Raw genomic sequence first — 17,540 nt, 5'->3', positions numbered from 1 at the left:
CTATTCCTTCACCGAGCCCAATGTGATCCCATGAATAAAGAACCGCTGCAGAAAGGGATATATAAACAGAATCGGCAGCATCGTCAGCGAGATCTTCGCTGCATTCAGCGTCTGGTTCGAGACCTCCGAGAGCACTCCGCCCTCTCCAATATCCTGCGGTCTTGTCGGATCAATCGTGACGACGATCTGCTGCAGATAGGTCTGCAGCGGCATCAGATGGGGATCGTTGATGAAGACGATCGCCTGAAAATACTCGTTCCAGGTGTTGACGATCGTGAACAGCGATATCGTTGCCAGCACCGGCAGCGACAAGGGAAAATAAATATGCGTCAGCTTCACCCAAGGGCCCGCACCGTCGATATTCGAGCAGTCGTCGAGCTCCCTGGGCAGATTCCGCCAGAAGTTGAACACCAGGAGAATGTTGCCGAAGTTAAACAGGTATGGCAGGATCAAAATCCAGAAATTATCGAGCAGACCAAGGTTCTTGGCGTTCATATACCCCGGAATAATGCCTCCGTTAAAGCTGCTGACAATGAGCAAAATCCACAGATATATATTCCGCATGCGAAAATCTCTCGTCTCCCGGGAGAACGGAAAGGCGGCCAGATACGTCACTGCCGTTCCCAGGATAAGCGTCAATGCAATCCGCTCCAGCGACACCCACAGCGAGATGAAGAACTGCTTGTCATCCAGCACTCTGGCATACGCATTGAACGACAGCCCTTTGGGCAGCACGGTAATCGTGCCGCTCCCGGCTACCGCCGGATTGCTGAAGGACACGGCGACGGTATGCAGAATCGGGAACAGCGTGAGAAGCGAGATCAGGACAAGGATCGTGATGTTGAACCCGTCAAACAGCCGTGAACCGAGCGTTTTGGAATGAATCATGCGCTGTCCTCCTTGGGCTAAAAGATCCGGTAATTGGCGAACCGGTAGGCGAGCGTATACGTCAGGGCGATCAGGGAAAGCCCCATCAGGCTGTTGACCAGGCCAACCGCCGTGCCGATCTCGTACTGCGCACCAACCAGGCCGTTGCGGAATACCCAGGTTTCAATCACGTCGGCGGTATCGTATACGATGACATTGTACAGGTTGTAAATTTGATCGAAACCGGCATACAGGATGCCGTTCAAGCTTAATGTCGCCAGCAAGGCGATGATGATGGCGATCCCCGGGATGGAGATATGCCAAATCTTCTGAAAACGGCCGGCGCCGTCCATTTCCGCAGCCTCGTACAAGGCCGGGTTGATGCTCGTTAAAGCGGCCAAATAAATGATTGTGGAGAAGCCCAGCTCCTTCCACATATTGGACAGGATAATGATCGGACGGAACCAGAAGTTGCTGCCCAGGTACATGATGGGCTCGATATGAAACACCGTCTCCAGCATATAGTTGATGATGCCGTGCGTGGAGAAAATATCGCGGAAGATGCCCGCCAGAATGACCCAGGACAGGAAATGAGGCAGATAGGTGATCGTCTGCACGGAACGCTTGAACCATTTCACCCGCAGCTCGTTCAGCATAAGCGCCAGCATAATGGGCAGCACCAGCAGTGTGACCAGCTTGCCGACCGAGATCAGCAGCGTGTTTCGGAGCACACGCCAGATTTCCGGATTTTGCACCAGAAACTTGTAATGCTCCAGTCCCGCCCATGGCGAGCCCAGCACGCCCTTGGTCGGGATGAAGTGCTTGAATGCCAGCACGATGCCATAGATAGGCAGCACGTTGAACAGGATGAATACCGCAAATACCGGAAGCAGCATGATGTGATAATGGAACTGATCATTCTTGAAGAGTTTGGTCATTCTTTTCACGCTCCGCCTGCGGCGAATCGGGCTCCGACGGCGCCAAGCCAGCCTCCCAGCCTGGCACCCCCAAAATCCGGATCGCCCTATATTCGTTAGCTGCCGCTTTCCTGGGCAGCCGATTCATTCACCTCTTGGGTAATCTGGTCGCCGCCCTGCGATTTCCACTCCTTGACGAAGGTATCGAAGTAGGCGATGGGCTCTTTATTCATGATGATCTTCGTATACGCGGTGAGCTGCTTGTCGATCAGCGAGCCCATCTTGGCGTCGTAGGTCGGCGTCGTGCCGCTGAAGCCGTTCCATTGGATATCCAGGTCCGAGTGCGCGATAGCCGACAGCGCCGACATCCAGTTGATATAGTCCTTGTATTTGCCGGGGTCCTTCCGCGGGTTATCGTGATTGGGCTTGAGCGAATTTTCAAAAATTTGCCGCTCTCCGACCGATAAGTCATCCACGGTCGCTTTCCCGGCGAAAATATCCTCGAACAGCTTTACGCTTCGCAGCGTCGTATCGAGATAGGAGATTCCGAAGTTCGGAATGATCGTCGGCGCATCGACCTTATCGGTACCGAACTGCGTGTTAAGCTCATTGCGCCGGTCGGTCGTCTCCGGATATTTCGAGTGGCTGAGGGCTGTCGAGAAATTCAGGATTTTGACAGCCGCCTCCGGATTCTTGAAGCCTTTCTTGACGACCAGAAACTGGTCGGTCGGGAAATTCATGACGGCGTGGATTTTATTGTCGGTCGTGAGCGTATAGGCTTTCCAGTCGGCTTTGGGATCGTTGTCGATGTTGAAGGTGAGCGGGAAGCTGCCGTTCCACCAGGATCCCAGCTGCATGCCCGACCTGCCCGATGTAATGAATTCGGCGGCTTTGTTGCCGTCGCTCAGCGCGAATTCAGGATCGATCATCCCTTCCTTGTACATATCGGCCAATACCTGCAGCGCCTGCTTGTTCTGCTCTTGAATGCCGCCCCATACGAGCTGTCCGCTGCTGTCCTTCACCCAGCTCTTGGGATAGGCGCTGTACGCGTTGAATATAGGGATGGCCACTGTGAAGCCCGGGTCCATGAACTGATTCTGCATGGAAAGCCCGATCGTATCGGCTTTGCCGTTGCCGTCGGGATCCTTCTCCTTGAACGCCCTGGCGACCGTGACCAGGTCATCAATGGTCCGGGGCGCCTGCAGGCTCAGCTTATCCAGCCAGTCCTGGCGGACCCACAGGATCTGGACGTTGGCATAGGTGTCGCCCTGCGAAGGCAGGCCGTACATTTTGCCATCGAAGGTGGCGTAATCCAGCGCTTTGTTGTCAAAGGTCTGATAGTAGTCCTTCACTTCGTCAGACGCGTATTGGCTGTACACCGCGGTCAAATCCTCGACCATGTCCGCATCCACCAGCTTCTTGAGCATGCTGCGGGCGGATTGCTTGTTGTCGGTGGACCGCAGCAGGAAGATATCGGGGAGATCATTGCTCGCGAACATCAGATTGTATTTCTGGTTATACTGGTCGCCTGCGGGCGCGCTCCACTTGACGACCGGCTTGATGTTCAGCTTCTCCAGCCAAAAATCGCTGTTCCAGTTCGTCTCATAAGAGCTGCCGGGGATAAAGGACTTCTCGGTCTCCGGGTTGCGGTCATAGATGACGCTGATTTCAAGCGTTTCCGGGTATTTGCCGAACGGATCGGCCTTCTCTTCCGGCGCGGACGCCGGATCGGCGGTTGCCGCCGACGGGCTGCTGTTGTCCGGCTCCGGCGTGCTGCTGCTGTTGTTTCCGCCGCTTCCGCTGTTTGAATTGGAGCATGCGGACAGGATGAATACGGCGGACATCATGACCGCAAGACCCATGCGAAGCTTATTCATGCCTACCCCTTCTTTCACCAAATATTGACGATCGCTTCAGAAAGTAAGACCTGACTCTTTCGGCCACGGTTTTATCGTCCATAGAAAGTGTACAATGGAAACGCTCTCAACAATCAGGGAAGACCGTTTTCAGGTATAGCGAAAACCGTTGCGAGCTGATGACTGCGCCAGACGATTTTCACACCGGCTCCGAACAGGATTCTACGGCCGCATTTCGAAGAGCGAGGCAGCGGAAACGGTATTCCGATGGCAGAAGACCGGCATGCTCCCTGAAAACCCGGCTGAAGTACCTCTCATCCTGGAAACCCGATTGCTCCGCGATCCAATAGATCGGATGCTCCGTGGTGGCAAGCATTCTCTGCGCCGTGCATATACTGAGCGCCTTCACATACTCGTTAAACGACATGCCGAAGATATCCTTGAATACCTGGCTGAAATAGCTTCGGCTTAAGCCCACAAGCCGGGCGACCTCGCCTTGGGACAGCCCCTCCTTCAAATGCAGGCGGATCATCTCCAGCGACTTCAGCGCGCTCGTATATACCTCTTTGGAATAACGCAGCGCATGATACCGCCTCTGCAGACACTCCCGGGCGAGCCGCAGCTCCCGGGTCCACCGGTCCCAGGAAAAGGCTGCGGGCTCGTATGCCGGCAACCCATTCGTCTGCAAGGCTCCGTGCGCGGGCATGCCCGAAGCCTGCAGGCTGTCGCTCAGCCGCCAGCCGAGCAAAGAGGCATCCGTCATGGCAGTCAGCTCCCTGACAGGCGGCTCGCACTGCGCAACAAGCTCCAGCCACTCCCCGAAGAGCTCCTCCCCGAAAATCCACCCGCAGCTGTGCCAGCTTTTTCGGATCTCGGCCATGACGGCGGCAGCCGGCTGCCTGCCGGAATGCAGGCGCTTTAATTCCAGAAGCGATACGGTAATGGTTCCGGCGTCCGGAGACCACCGGTACGGGAACGAATGCCGCCTGTAGCCGCTCAGCAATTCATCGACAATCCGGCTGTCTTCATTCCAATGGTCGGTTACATGCACGGCTGCCCAGCCTGCCGCCGCCGCTTCCGCGGTTATTTTCCCGAGCAATAAATCGCCCGTCTCAGGCATGAACCAGGTGTCCGCTTCAAGCCTGGTCAAGCCGGGTCCGCTCTCCAGCCGCATACGCTCGGGCAAGTTCACGGCCGTCTCCGCTATCCGGATCAGGAGCAGGCCGGGGGCAGGATGGCGCGGCTCCTGCTTGCGCTCGGACATTCGTTCATTGATGCGGTGGAGCGACTGTTCAAGCTCCGCCGTATCTAGGCGCGTCTTCACAATGTAATCCAGCGCCCCCAGCCGGAGCGCTTCCTGGACGAATTCAAAATCGCGGTGGCAGGTCAATACGACGGAGGATAGCGACGGATAGAGCAGCTTGGCTTCATGCAGCAGCTCCAGACCCGACTTGACGGGCATCGTCAGATCGGTAATGAGCAGATCCACCTCATGATCGCGCAGGAACTCAAGCGCCGATTCCCCATTGTCCGCCTCCCCGATAATCTGTATGCCGAATTTCTCCCATGGCAGCGAGTATACAAAGCCCTGGCGGACAAAATACTCATCTTCGACAAAAAGCGTCCTGATCATTCGTTATCCCCTCCGATTTCCAGCGGCAGCCGAATGGTCATCGTTGTCCCGGAGCCCGCTTCGCTGACGACCTCCAGTCGATACGGCTCGCCATAATAGGTGTGAATCGTATTCTGGACGAATTGCAGGCCGATGCCCAGACCCACTTTTCGGGTCACATCGTCCGGCTTGCCGAACAGCTGATTCAGCTGTTCGGGTGACATCCCTTCGCCGTTGTCCCGGATCTGCACGCAGAAGATGCCGCTGCCTTCGCGTCTGATCCGCACCACCACGAAGCCGTCCTTGTTGCGGAATCCGTGATAAAGCGAGTTCTCAACCAGGGGCTGGAGCAGAAAGCGGGGGAACGGAAGCTCCAGCACATCGTCGTCGACCTCGTATTCCACGCAAAATGAATGCTGATAGCGGATTTGCTGCAGACGGACATAATCGCCCAGCGCCTTGAGCTCCTGCCGGATGGTGACGATCTTCCCTTCCTTGCCCAGATTGTAATCCAGCACTTCAATGAAATAGGAGACCAGCTCGAAAATGTCGCGCTGATTGTTCATTTTGGCCATCCACTGTACGGTGTTAAGCGTGTTATGTATAAAATGAGGATTGATCTGGTACATCAGCTTCTCAACCTCCAGCTTCCGCTTGTTGCGCTCTCTCTCCCCGATCTCTGTCAACAGAATGACAATTTCGCTTTTCATATAGCCGAAAGTGCCAAGCAGCTCGTCGAACTCCAAAACTCCCGTATAGCGGACCGGCTCGTTGAAACGGGTTGCCGCCGTATGCTGCAAATACCGGTTGAGCCGGATAAGCGGACGGTAGATGGTCCGCCAGATGAGCCATGCGAGAAATAGACTGGCGCCGATGGATAGTATGCCGACCGCCACAAACCGGATGATCCATTCGTTCGTCTCACGGAAGAACTCGTTCTTCGCGACCGCCGTAATGAGCGTCCAGCCATGTGCGCCCTGCGAGGTGAACAGCACATAATCGCCCTGCTTGTAATACGAACGGCCGTCGACCTTGCGGGGCTGGACCGATGCCTGCAGCGGAAATGCTTTCTCCTCCTCGCTGTAAACAGTCTTCCCGTCCCGGTTGAGCAGGATATGCTTGATCGGCAGTCCGTATGGCAGGCTGCTCAACCGGTCCTGAAATACCTTGAAATTGGTCTCGATATAGACGGCAATCCGCTTCTCCCCGGCAGTGCCGCCTCCGACCGTACGCAGCACGGAGAGCACCCGGTTGTCGCTGTACGGATACAGCGTGCGGTGCGGCCCCAGAAATTCAAGGCCTGCATAGGGCGTTGCGATATGGGGAAACTGACGGATATGCAGGTCAGGGTTTACATTCATATTGGAAAAAAGAAAGGTATCGTCGTCCGGGAGGAAATACGTCATCAGTCCGAGATCGGGATTGGTATAATTGACGATCGTGGTGAATTTATATACATCCTTCTCGATCGCTCCCCGTTCAAGAGGATCCGACTGGCTGATAAATGCGTTGTAATGGTTCCGGATATCCCCGAACAGCGCCAGCTGCTGCGAGGCATAGTCGAGATTGCTCAGGGTAATGTCGAGGTTTTGCTTCTCCTGCTCCAGATTGCTCTGCACGCCCTTCTCCAGCTTGTTGGCCAGAAGGTTGTATATTGTATAATAGGAAATGCCGCCGATGAGCGAAACGGGGATAAAAGAAGCGAGCAGCAAAACAATAATCAATCGGGATTTGAGAGAATGCGGGAGCGGTATTCCGGTGCGGATTGGGTTCATGGGTAAGCTCCTCCTTTTGAATGCGGAAGAACGAAGCAGCAAAACTAAACCAATTGTAACACAGGAGAGGATTATTCAGGGATAAAAATGAAAACGCTTTTAAACGCCCATGCGGGCATTGGATCAAGCCATTGCAGAAGCCTCCATCAGCCCTTTTTGACATTCCTTGTCTTCTGTCGGCTATCCTGTATCACGGCCTCGCTGCAAGAGCTCCGAAGGAGCTGCAACAGCTCTTGCGGCCGTTCCGTCATGCAGCAAGGGCTGCCAATCGCTGGCAGCCCTTGTCGGATTTCTGTCAAATAGAACGCCGCTAATCAAACCATCTCTTATACCGGAACCACAGATACATACCAACGCCAATGGCGAGCATAATAAGAAGAACCATATAATAGCCCCAATGCCAGGCAAGCTCGGGCATTCTCTGAAAATTCATCCCGTAAACCCCCGCAATAAAGGTCAAAGGCATGAATATCGTCGTAATGACCGTTAAAGTTTTCATAATGGTATTCATACGGTAAGAATTTATCGAAACATAGCTGTCCCGTATATCAGCCGTCAGTTCCCGATTGGCTTCAATCGTTTCAGAGAGCTTGAGAAGATGATCGTAGATGTCGGTGAAATAGACGATCCGCTCCTTCAGGCCTTCGATTCTTTCCGAATTGATGACCCGGTAGAGCAGCTCTGTCATCGGAACGATCGTTTTTCGAATTTTCAGAAGCTTGGCTCTGATTTCGAAAATTTCGTTCATTAGCATATGAAGGGGAACATTCTTCCCTCTTATTTCGATCTCGTTCAATTGATCTTCGATCCGGTAAAGACTCGGGAAATATTCGTCCACCAGTTTATCTATAATGAAATAGGCCAGGTACACATTGCCTTTCTCACGGAGCCTCTGATGTTCAGCCATCCGCTGCCACACCTCGTCCATTTCCTTCAACGGCCTGGAATGAAAGGTCACGATGAAATTGCTGCCCCAGAACATATCGATCTCTTCCGCGGCCAGCGTGTCCGGATTCATGGCATGCAGCACAAAAAAATGAATGTCATCGTAATGATCCAGCTTAGGCCGCTGCAGCCAGTGATGGCAATCCTCAATAGCCAGCGGATGAAAATGAAAGTGCTGCTGCAGGAGCTGCGCTTCTTCCTCTGATGGCGCATTGAAATCCACCCAGTACCATCGTATATCGGCATGATTCAGATCATCTAATGACGGTTGATGGAGAATCTCATGTTCGTCGTTAACAGCCATTATCCTGATCACAGTGCATCTCCCCCTTAGCCAGGCAAAAAACAAAAATCCCATCCGGATTAAGGAGGGATTTCTGCGTACAATACGTTCACTCCTTAATTGACGGATCAAAATCCGCAACGATCAGCATATCCATATGGCGGGCGGTGCGGAGCAGATAATGAACCACCGTTTCCTTAAACAGCGTGTACCAGAGCGGCCTGCGGGATTGTCCGATTATCAGCTGCGTGGCGTGCACTTCATTCATTCTTTGCAGCAAGGCCCTGCGTATGCTCTTGCGGCTGTCCGCCTCGGCTACCTGCATGTTCCCGCCCAGCCGCTCGCATAGTTGGCGCAGCGTATCGAGCCGCTTCTGCTCCTCCTCCGTCTTCACCGCGCCATGATGCACATAATGCACATGCCATTCCGCCTTCAGCCGGTGGGCAATCCGGAATCCGCGCCGGATCAGACGCTCGGAGCGGCTGCCCGTGTCCACACAGACGAAGATCACCTCGCGTCTGCGCCAATGCCCCCGCAGCGAGGTATTGCGGTCCCACGCCTCCAGCCGCTCGTCCACATCGTCGGCGATTTCACGCAGAGCGAGCTCGCGCAGGGCGATCAGATTGCCGATTTTAAAAAACGATCCCAGCGCCTGATCCACCTTCTCCAGCGCATAGATTTTCCCGTCCCGCATGCGGCTCTGCAGCATCTGCGGCGTGACGTCGATGAGCTCGACCTCGTCCGCCATCTTCAGAATGGCGTCCGGCACAGTCTCCCTGACACGCACGCCGGTCAGCTGCAGAACGGCATCGTTCAAGCTTTCCAGATGCTGAACATTCACAGTGGAAATAACGGAAATCCCGCTTTCCAGCAGCCGGATGACATCCTCGTATCTTTTCTTGAATGGACTGCCGGGTACATTCGTATGCGCCAGCTCGTCGACCAGCACCACTTCTGGACAAAGCGAGATGATCGTCTCCGTGTCCATCTCCTCCAGCTGCGCTGCCTGATAGCTGGTCTTCGTGCGTGGAATAACCGGCAGCCCGCCCACCTGGTCAGCCGTATCCTTGCGTCCGTGGGTCTCGAGCAGGCCGATGACGGCATCGATGCCCTTGCTGCGGAGAATATTGCCCTCCTGCAGCATTTTATAGGTCTTGCCGACACCCGGGGCAGCCCCGATGTACACCTTAAAGGTACCGCGCCGGATCGTCTCGATTTTCTCCTCGATTTCCCTCGAGCTGAGCCGGCGGAACGAGTCCTCTCCTCCAGCCGGATTGGGCTTGACGGGCAGAATGCGCTCGCCCTCGTGCTCCGCCCGGTCCGCCATGAGAAATACATCGATGTTCCTCGTCCGTCTCAGCACTCTGTTTACAATCGAGCCCTGCCAGCGCTCCTGCCAGCGGTTCTTCTTGGAATGGCCCATGACGATCCGGGTCACATTGTGCTGTGTGGCGTAACGCACAAGCTCGGTAGGAAGCTTGCGCAGATGCGGCAGAGGCAGCTCCTCGAATTTGGCCCCGACCTTCTCCACCAGCTTCTGGATCGAAAGCTTGAACGCCTGCTGGTTGCGGCTTAGCTTCTGCCGGGGCAGAACAAACGTGACCACAACCAGGTCCCCGTTCAATCGCTTGGCTACCTGCTGTCCCCTGCGTACGTATAGCGACCCGTTCCAGTGATACTGAGCGGAGACAAGAATCCGTTCCGCCGCGCCGGAGGGACCAATAAGCCCCTGCTCCTCCCGATGCTTCTCCAGCGAATCGTTGACGCCCTCGGCCATCAGCCGGAGCGAAATCTCGCGGAGCACGCCGAGATTCCCGCGGCGGGACAAGGCGGGATGCGTACTGTCTCCCAATACCCCCTCGTCAATCCGCTTCAGTATCGTCTCCGGCGAAACATCGATCAGCCGGACTTCGTCCGCCAATTCAAGGGTATTCGAGGGCACAGTATCTTCGGCCTTGATGCCTGTCATCTTGAAGACAAATTCATCTTCACCGGCAAGCTCATACACATTAATCGTGGTAATAATGCTGATCCCGTGGTCCATCAGAAATTGAATATCCTCGAGCCGGCTCTTGAAGCGGGCGTCTTCACGGTTGCGGTGGGCAAGACCGTCGACGAGCAGAACCTCCGGATTCCGGGCAAGCAACACATCCAGCGGCAGGTCCTTCTGCTCCTTGCCAGCCCGCTGCCAATGGATGCTTGGCACGCGTTCCAGCTCCAGCGCCTGCTGGACGGTTTCCGACCGCTGCATCGTCGATACCGCACAAATGACCACATCGATCCCCTGCTGCTTCAGAAGCTTGCCTTCCCGAAGCATATGATAGGTTTTGCCGGATCCGCTGACCGCGCCGATAATGATCTTCAAGCGTCCCCGGTGCAGCCTGGAGATAGAATGCAGGATTTCTTCCGGTGTCTTGCGTCTGAACTGAGTCACGTTCCCTCCCCCTCCCGCAGCCAATCATCGATTTGCTTATATGCCTATTATGCCGTTGATTCTGCCGAAAAAGAAACCGCCCCGTCCGCGGAATGCCGTGCGGACAGGGTACGGTTACTCTTATTTCTTCAGCTCCGACAAAGCCAGATTGAGCTTCAGCACGTTGATCCGCTTGTCGCCGAATACGCCCAAGTCCCGGTTTTGCGTATGCTCATCGACCAATGCCTCCAGCTCCTGAGCGGAAATGCCGGTCAGCTTGCTGATTCTGGGAATCTGCACCAGGGCCGATTGCGGGGTAATATCCGGGTCGAGACCCGATCCCGAATTGGTCACCAGGGCAAGCGGCAGCTGCGCAAGCGGCACGTCAGGATTATCTTTTTGCCACTGCTCGATCGAAGCCTTCGTCCGCGCCAGCAGATCCGGATTGGATGGCGCATAGTTGTTGGTGCCGGAAGCCTCCGCTTTATATTCGATGCTGGATACGCGTCCCTGAAAATAGCTCAGATTCGTAAAGTTCTGCCCGATCAATTCGGAGCCGACTACATTACCGCCTTTATCCTTCAGCAGACTCCCGTTCGCCTGGGAGGGAAACAGCAGCTGCGCAAGTCCCGTGCTGACAAGCGGATAAGCGATTCCGCACAGTACGATGAACAGCACGCCGGCCCGCAGGGCAATCCCGAAAACCGATCCTCCGGACTGCTTGTCATTCCCGCTATCCGTAAGTGGTGTACTCATGGTACGATTCCTTCTTTCCATTTGAATTTATAGCCTTGCGCCGTTCGTCAGATCCATACATGAACGATCAAATCAATCAATTTAATACCGATAAACGGAGCAATTATTCCGCCCAATCCATAAATGAACAGGTTGCGGCTGAGCAGACGCGAAGCGCTCATCGGACGGTAAGCGACACCTTTCATGGCCAGCGGGATGAGCAGCGGGATGATGATCGCATTGAAGATCAAGGCCGACAATACCGCCGACAGCGGCGAACCCAGCCGCATCACGTTCAAAGCATCCATCTCCGGAATGGCCAGCATGAACATTGCTGGAATAATAGCGAAATATTTGGCAACGTCATTGGCAATACTGAACGTAGTCAATGCTCCGCGGGTCATCAGCAGCTGCTTCCCGATTGCCACCACTTCGATAATCTTCGAAGGGTCGGAGTCGAGATCGACCATATTTGCCGCTTCCTTGGCGGCTGTCGTGCCGCTGTTCATCGCAAGTCCGACATCCGCCTGCGCAAGTGCGGGAGCGTCATTCGTGCCGTCGCCTGTCATGGCAACCAGCTTGCCTTCGGCCTGCTCGCGGCGGATAACGGCAATCTTGTCTTCAGGCGTGCTCTCGGCGATGAAATCGTCGACGCCCGCTTCTCTGGCAATCGTAGCCGCCGTCAAAGGGTTATCCCCCGTACACATGATCGTCCTGATGCCCATTGCCCGAAGCTGGTCGAAGCGTTCCCGCATACCGGGCTTCACGGTATCCTTCAAATAAATCAATCCGAAGATCTCTTTGTCTACCGCTACGGCCAGCGGCGTACCGCCCTCGGAAGAGATCCGGTCCGCCTGCGTACCCAGATCCGCCGGAATAGCGCCTCCCTGGGCCAGCACCCATTTACGGATCGCGTCGACTGCGCCTTTGCGCACGATGCGGCCATCCTTCAGATCAATACCGCTCATCCGGGTTTCCGCTTTGAATTCCACAAAGCTTCCGCCTTCGCCAAGCGCGGCATCATACGTTTTGCCGTTCTTCTTCATCCATTCCAGTACGGAGCGCCCTTCCGGCGTTTCATCCTGTACAGAGGTGATCGCCGCCCAGGCAGCCGTCTCGTTCACATTCGCCTTGCCCACCGGGACGATTTCGCTGGCCATCCGGTTTCCGAAGGTGATCGTCCCTGTTTTATCCAAAATCATCGTATTGATGTCCCCTGCGGCTTCCACCGCCTTACCGGACATCGCCAGTACATTAAACTGCGTGACCCGGTCCATGCCGGCGATGCCGATCGCCGACAGCAGTCCCCCGATTGTCGTCGGTATGAGACAGACGAGCAAAGCGATGAGAACCGGAATTTCCAGATCGACATCCACGTAGGAAGCAATCGGTCCAAGCGTTACGACTACAATCAGAAAAATAAGCGTCAAGCTGATCAGCAGCGTATTCAAGGCAATTTCATTCGGCGTTTTCTGCCGCTTCGCCCCTTCGACGAGCGCGATCATCCGGTCGATGAACGTTTCGCCGGGATCGCTTGTGATCCGTGCCTTGATGCGGTCACTGACAACCCTTGTTCCGCCGGTGACGGAGTTGAAGTCGCCGCCGGCCTCCTTGATGACGGGTGCGGATTCGCCTGTAATCGCCGATTCATCGACAGATGCGAGACCCTCGATGACTTCGCCGTCACCGGGAATCATCTCCCCCTGCGAGACAATGACGACATCCCCTTTGCGAAGCTCGGTGGAAGGCACGACTTTGATGCCGCCGCCTACGACCTTGTTGGCCATAATTTCCTGCTTCGTTTTCTTGAGTGAATCAGCCTGCGCCTTGCCCCGGCCCTCAGCCAAAGCCTCTGCGAAGTTGGCGAACAGCACCGTGAACAGCAGGATTACAAACACGGTCAAATTGAAGCCGATGCGGTCCCTTGAGTCGAAATATCCCGGGAATATCGTCATCAGCAGCACGATGACGGTGCCGACTTCAACGACAAACATGACAGGATTCTTGATCATGGCTGCGGGATTCAGCTTGATTACGCTGGCTTTCAGCGCCTGGGCGACAAGATCGCCAGAAAACATGCTTTTTTTACGATTTCCATTCATTCTCGGCTCACCCCATTTCCTTTAACGAATTGTCAAATACTCGGCGATCGGGCCCATAACGATAACTGGCAGGAAGGTCAGCGCGCCAATCAGAATGACAGTCCCGATCAATAAGAATGTGAACAGCGCATTGTCCGTGCGGAACGTTCCGATCGTCTCCGGCACCCATTGCTTGCGGGTCAGCGACCCGGCAACGGCCAGCAGCGCAATCATCGAAATATACCTTCCGAAGAACATGACAAGGCCCGTGGTAATATTCCAGAACGGCGTATTATCTGCGAGTCCCTCAAATCCGGAGCCGTTGTTAGCCGCGGATGAGGTGTATTCATACAGCACCTGCGAGATGCCGTGGAAGCCAGGATTCGTAATGGCCCCTTTTCCAAGATCGGTCAGGAAGGCAATGGCCGTCGGTGCAAGAATGATAAACGGATGCGCCAGAATAGCGATCGCGATCAGCTTCATCTCCCGCGGTTCAATCTTCCTGCCGAGAAACTCCGGCGTTCGCCCGACCATCAGACCGCAGATGAATACGGCAAGAATGGCATACATCAGCATATTGACCAGCCCCACGCCTTTACCGCCGAATACGACGTTAAGCATCATCTCTGCAAGCGGTACAAGACCGCCTATCGGTGTGAGCGTATCGTGCATGTTATTGACCGATCCCGTTGTCGCCGCCGTCGTAACCGCTGTGAACAGGGACGACTGGGCAATCCCGAAGCGTACTTCTTTACCTTCCATGCTGCCCTGTGAAGCATCAATGCCAAGCCCGTTCATGACAGGGTTCCCGCTTTTCTCAGCCGAATAGACGACAGAGAGGAATACAAGGAACAGGATCATCATGGCCGAGAAAATAACCCAGCCCTGCTTGTGGCTTTTTGCGAATCTGCCGTACATGAAAGGCAGCGCCGCAGCCAGCACCCACATCGACAAAATCTCGATGACATTCGTAAGTGGTCTCGGGTTCTCGAACGGATGCGCCGAGTTGACGCCGAAGAACCCGCCTCCGTTGGTGCCCAGATGCTTGATCGATTCCAATGAAGCTACAGGTCCGATTGCGATCTGCTGGGTCGCGCCTTCCAGAGTGGTTACGGACAAGGTAGGATCAAGCGTCTGCGGCACCTGCAGGGCGACCAGCACCAGGGTGACGATGATCGCCAGCGGGAAAAAGACCCGTGTGTGCGCTTTGACGAAGTCCTCGAAGAAGTTACCTACCGTTTTTCCTTTGCTTGTGATTCCTCTCACGAATGCGACTGCAACCGAGAAGCCGGTCGCCGCCGACGTGAACATCATCATCATGATGACCGCCATTTGCGTGAAATACGACAGCCCGCTTTCACCGCTGTAATGCTGCAGGTTCGTATTGGTCATAAAGCTGATTATCGTATTCATAATGAGCGTGGGCTCCATATCGCCGATTCCGTTCGGATTTAGCGGCAGCCCGCTCTGCACCCGAAGCAGCACATAGCTGATGGCTACGAATATGAAGTTGATGGTAACGAAGCTGATGGCGTACTTCTTCCAGCTCATCCCCGCCCTGTTCTTCAGCCCCATGATCATATAAATCACTTTCTCCACCGGACCGAACACCTTGTCTGTGCGGTTAGGTTCGTTCGAGAATACATGATACAAATAATTCCCGAGCGGTTTGGCGATCAGCATCAGAACGCCGATCACAATAATAATTTGCAATATGTCCATAGCCGTTCCTCCTTGGGGCTTAATCGACTCTCAAGCTCATTTAAAATTTCTCGGGATGAAGCAGGGCATACACCAGGTAGATCAGCAACGCGCCTGTAAAAATCAATACCAGCGTCATAAGCGTTCTCCCTCCGTCTCGTCGATCGATTTGTCGCACCAGACCAAGAATCCGGCGATAACAAGGAAAGAGGCGATCAAAGTCAAAATCATCCATACATCCAACATAACAGCACTCCCTTTATGGTTGATCATTCAGGCGGCTGAGCAAGAACCCGACATCTCCGGATTGCGTGCGCACAATATAGGCAGCCCCGAGCTTTTTATAAATAACCTCGGGATGCCATACCGTCGTAATAACGGTAATCTCCTGGCAGGACCAGTTGGCCATGAGCTGCAGATACTGACAGCTGAGCGGCAGGCTCGACTCAAAAATATAAACGCGTCCGATCGAAAATTGGGGAGCCGCTCCCGCTTTGCTGCGGGTCGTGTTCACTCGTATAATTTCATTAACGCCCAGTTCCCGCAGCAGCTTTTCTTCCCTCCTATTATTCGTGAGGGCGACCACAGGCTGCTGTTTGTAGAGCAGCAGCCGTACGAATTTTCTCCCTGCCTCAGTCGATGCAGCCACCAATATGGGCCGTTGTTCCATACTTTTCTCCTCCAAATTCAGGGAAGAAGGCAACAAAAAAGAAGCCTTAGGAAAAGAGTAACCTTTACCTGCGGCTTCTTTGACCATGACAAACGTCCTGATCGCTCGCGATAAGTGTTGCCTCTCCCGGTACGCTTACGAGGTTAGCTGTCGGATTCGGGCATGAGAGTAGCCCTACGCCCGGCATTTTGGAATGCCGGATGATTCACCCCGTGACCGTCGCCTTCGTCCCGATGGACGAGGACGGTCGTTGGTTCCCCCGTTACTGCAGCTGCTGCGCAATATTCAGCGAATGAAACAAATTCAAGATTTATACAAAAATCTATACAACAAAAAACCGCAGAGGCACGTGACGCTCTGCGGTCGAATTTAATCGATCACTTCGTTCACCATTCCTCTCTCCACCTGCGCTTACGAGGTTAGCTGTCGGATTCGGGCGGTGAGAGTCGCCCTACGCTGCATGAGTTTCATGACACTCCTGCAACGATTCACCCCTGCGCTGTACGATCCGACTCTCACATCGGATACCAACAACGCCTCTATGGTTCCCCCGCTTTCCACCCGAAGGCGGAAACTCAGCGATCAAAAAAATGGATATATGCTGTTAAGCACGATATGAATCATACTCCCAGCCGTACGGCGTGTAAAGCATGTCCAGAACAGCTATGGGCACAAATAACGCCGCTGGACATATTTTCAAGCGCTTTCAGAGGATCAATGCTTCTTTATGCTCTGTATATCGCGGTATTTCGCCGTTTTTCTTTATCTCCGCTTAAAATGAAACCAGGCCCTTCGGGAGCTTATATGAAGATTGGGGCAGCGTATTAGCAACATGAAGAGGGAACGAGTAATTGCGCAAAATGACTGGTTTTAGCCGCTTATTTTCACTTTAAATGAAAAATATGGCGTTATGAAGTGTTTAACAGGCTGCGGATCATTTTACAGAAGAAAAGGAACGGAATATGATAAATGGCAAGCCTGTTACGGCTATCATTTATTCGCTGAGTGCTTCCAAAGGAAGCAGCGGGGGAACCATGTGAGCGTCTGACACTTCTGGCGTTCAAGGGGTGAATCCGGATGCCTGACGGCTCTGGCAGGGCGGCTCTCTCGTCCGAATCCGACAGCTAACCTCGTAAGCGAAAAAAGGGAGAGAATTTAAAGATGTCTGTTCAAACCGTTGACCCACTGCCCAAAGCTGACCCGCTGCCTGAACCGGAACTCCGCCTGCAGATCGTTCAAGTCAAAAGGATGGAGCTGTTTATTGTGGCCCTCAATGAAAACAAAATGACCCGTTATCAGGTCATCCTGTTTCTGACCACAAACGCCGGACAAGCATGGAGCGATATGGTGCTGGAAAATTGGCAAAAGCCCGCGGACTGGATTACATGGTCCAACCGTTTCCGAGACATCATGGATTCCAGGGAGCCTCATAATCTCGCTTGGTTATTGCAGCATTACCATGAAGATACCATTCAAAGTGTACTGGTCTCCTCAGCTCTGGAGCAGTTGAAAAGCAATCCCGGTCATAATCAGTCAGCGACAAAAACCGTATTGTTTGACCGTGCATCTTCTTATATTAGTTTGTTCTAGCATTCAAACCTCTTTTTATATTGTAGGGAAGCCCGGAGAGTTTCTGTGCTCTTCGGGCTTATTTTCTATGCCCTATAGTCAGAGGATTCTTCCGG

Annotated in this window: 13 protein-coding genes and 3 riboswitches; of the genes, 1 reads left to right on the top strand and 12 read right to left on the bottom strand. The window is 54.0% G+C overall.

What is annotated here, in order from left to right; all coding sequences use genetic code 11:
* From ACFOLF_RS24335 to ACFOLF_RS24280, 12 genes are all read right to left on the bottom strand, one after another.
* Entirely contained in the window at positions 1 to 888 is an 888-nt protein-coding gene (locus ACFOLF_RS24335; protein ID WP_210044849.1) for a carbohydrate ABC transporter permease, read from the bottom strand.
* Between the two features lie 17 nt (positions 889 to 905).
* Positions 906 to 1,805 carry an ABC transporter permease gene (locus ACFOLF_RS24330; RefSeq protein ID WP_210044848.1) on the bottom strand — a complete coding sequence of 300 codons (900 nt, stop codon included), beginning with the start codon at positions 1,803 to 1,805 and terminating at the stop codon, positions 906 to 908.
* A 95-nt stretch (positions 1,806 to 1,900) separates the two neighbouring features.
* Entirely contained in the window at positions 1,901 to 3,661 is a 1,761-nt protein-coding gene (locus ACFOLF_RS24325; protein ID WP_210044847.1) for an extracellular solute-binding protein, read from the bottom strand.
* Positions 3,662 to 3,839: 178 nt separating this feature from the next.
* Positions 3,840 to 5,273 (bottom strand): helix-turn-helix domain-containing protein, encoded by a 1,434-nt coding sequence (locus ACFOLF_RS24320; protein ID WP_210044846.1) that lies wholly within the window; start codon positions 5,271 to 5,273, stop codon positions 3,840 to 3,842.
* Positions 5,270 to 7,027 carry a sensor histidine kinase gene (locus tag ACFOLF_RS24315; protein WP_210044845.1) on the bottom strand — a complete coding sequence of 586 codons (1,758 nt, stop codon included), beginning with the start codon at positions 7,025 to 7,027 and terminating at the stop codon, positions 5,270 to 5,272. The genes ACFOLF_RS24320 and ACFOLF_RS24315 overlap by 4 nt, the downstream gene beginning before the upstream one ends.
* Positions 7,028 to 7,337: 310 nt before the next feature.
* The gene (corA, locus tag ACFOLF_RS24310; protein ID WP_379114293.1) at positions 7,338 to 8,288 is read right to left on the bottom strand and encodes a magnesium/cobalt transporter CorA; all 951 of its coding nucleotides are present in this window, start codon (positions 8,286 to 8,288) and stop codon (positions 7,338 to 7,340) included.
* A gap of 76 nt (positions 8,289 to 8,364) precedes the next feature.
* Positions 8,365 to 10,689, bottom strand: a complete 2,325-nt coding sequence (locus ACFOLF_RS24305) for a histidine kinase (RefSeq protein WP_210044844.1) — start codon at positions 10,687 to 10,689, stop codon at positions 8,365 to 8,367.
* 120 nt (positions 10,690 to 10,809) lie between these two features.
* The gene (gene kdpC / locus ACFOLF_RS24300) at positions 10,810 to 11,424 is read right to left on the bottom strand and encodes a potassium-transporting ATPase subunit KdpC (protein ID WP_210044843.1); all 615 of its coding nucleotides are present in this window, start codon (positions 11,422 to 11,424) and stop codon (positions 10,810 to 10,812) included.
* 47 nt (positions 11,425 to 11,471) lie between these two features.
* The gene (kdpB, locus tag ACFOLF_RS24295; RefSeq protein ID WP_210044842.1) at positions 11,472 to 13,505 is read right to left on the bottom strand and encodes a potassium-transporting ATPase subunit KdpB; all 2,034 of its coding nucleotides are present in this window, start codon (positions 13,503 to 13,505) and stop codon (positions 11,472 to 11,474) included.
* Between the two features lie 21 nt (positions 13,506 to 13,526).
* Positions 13,527 to 15,206, bottom strand: a complete 1,680-nt coding sequence (kdpA, locus tag ACFOLF_RS24290) for a potassium-transporting ATPase subunit KdpA (protein ID WP_210044841.1) — start codon at positions 15,204 to 15,206, stop codon at positions 13,527 to 13,529.
* A gap of 40 nt (positions 15,207 to 15,246) precedes the next feature.
* Positions 15,247 to 15,324, bottom strand: a complete 78-nt coding sequence (kdpF, locus tag ACFOLF_RS24285; RefSeq protein WP_379114309.1) for a K(+)-transporting ATPase subunit F — start codon at positions 15,322 to 15,324, stop codon at positions 15,247 to 15,249.
* 120 nt (positions 15,325 to 15,444) lie between these two features.
* Positions 15,445 to 15,855 (bottom strand): hypothetical protein, encoded by a 411-nt coding sequence (locus ACFOLF_RS24280; RefSeq protein ID WP_210044839.1) that lies wholly within the window; start codon positions 15,853 to 15,855, stop codon positions 15,445 to 15,447.
* Between the two features lie 116 nt (positions 15,856 to 15,971).
* Positions 15,972 to 16,156, bottom strand: a riboswitch (cyclic di-AMP (ydaO/yuaA leader).
* Between the two features lie 92 nt (positions 16,157 to 16,248).
* Positions 16,249 to 16,446: riboswitch (cyclic di-AMP (ydaO/yuaA leader) on the bottom strand.
* 398 nt (positions 16,447 to 16,844) lie between these two features.
* A riboswitch (cyclic di-AMP (ydaO/yuaA leader) is annotated at positions 16,845 to 17,009 on the top strand.
* A 7-nt stretch (positions 17,010 to 17,016) separates the two neighbouring features.
* Between ACFOLF_RS24280 and ACFOLF_RS24275 the strand changes: the two genes are divergently transcribed.
* Positions 17,017 to 17,445 (top strand): hypothetical protein, encoded by a 429-nt coding sequence (locus tag ACFOLF_RS24275; protein ID WP_210044838.1) that lies wholly within the window; start codon positions 17,017 to 17,019, stop codon positions 17,443 to 17,445.
* Positions 17,446 to 17,540 lie beyond the last annotated feature (95 nt).

The sequence above is a fragment of the Paenibacillus sepulcri genome, from assembly GCF_042647105.1.
GTDB classification, from domain to species: domain Bacteria; phylum Bacillota; class Bacilli; order Paenibacillales; family Paenibacillaceae; genus Paenibacillus_Z; species Paenibacillus_Z sepulcri.
Note: the sequence above shows the minus strand (reverse complement) of the source record. Positions and strands in the feature narration are given on the sequence as shown.

What these genes read in the sequence shown, in the direction of transcription:
- ACFOLF_RS24335 (WP_210044849.1), bottom strand. Translation starts at nt 888, where the DNA reads ATGATTCATTCCAAAACGCTCGGTTCACGGCTGTTTGACGGGTTCAAC.
- ACFOLF_RS24330 (WP_210044848.1), bottom strand. Translation starts at nt 1,805, where the DNA reads ATGACCAAACTCTTCAAGAATGATCAGTTCCATTATCACATCATGCTG.
- ACFOLF_RS24325 (WP_210044847.1), bottom strand. Translation starts at nt 3,661, where the DNA reads ATGAATAAGCTTCGCATGGGTCTTGCGGTCATGATGTCCGCCGTATTC.
- ACFOLF_RS24320 (WP_210044846.1), bottom strand. Translation starts at nt 5,273, where the DNA reads ATGATCAGGACGCTTTTTGTCGAAGATGAGTATTTTGTCCGCCAGGGC.
- ACFOLF_RS24315 (WP_210044845.1), bottom strand. Translation starts at nt 7,027, where the DNA reads ATGAACCCAATCCGCACCGGAATACCGCTCCCGCATTCTCTCAAATCC.
- kdpC (WP_210044843.1), bottom strand. Translation starts at nt 11,424, where the DNA reads ATGAGTACACCACTTACGGATAGCGGGAATGACAAGCAGTCCGGAGGA.
- kdpB (WP_210044842.1), bottom strand. Translation starts at nt 13,505, where the DNA reads ATGAATGGAAATCGTAAAAAAAGCATGTTTTCTGGCGATCTTGTCGCC.
- kdpA (WP_210044841.1), bottom strand. Translation starts at nt 15,206, where the DNA reads ATGGACATATTGCAAATTATTATTGTGATCGGCGTTCTGATGCTGATC.
- kdpF (WP_379114309.1), bottom strand. Translation starts at nt 15,324, where the DNA reads ATGACGCTGGTATTGATTTTTACAGGCGCGTTGCTGATCTACCTGGTG.
- ACFOLF_RS24280 (WP_210044839.1), bottom strand. Translation starts at nt 15,855, where the DNA reads ATGGAACAACGGCCCATATTGGTGGCTGCATCGACTGAGGCAGGGAGA.
- ACFOLF_RS24275 (WP_210044838.1), top strand. Translation starts at nt 17,017, where the DNA reads ATGTCTGTTCAAACCGTTGACCCACTGCCCAAAGCTGACCCGCTGCCT.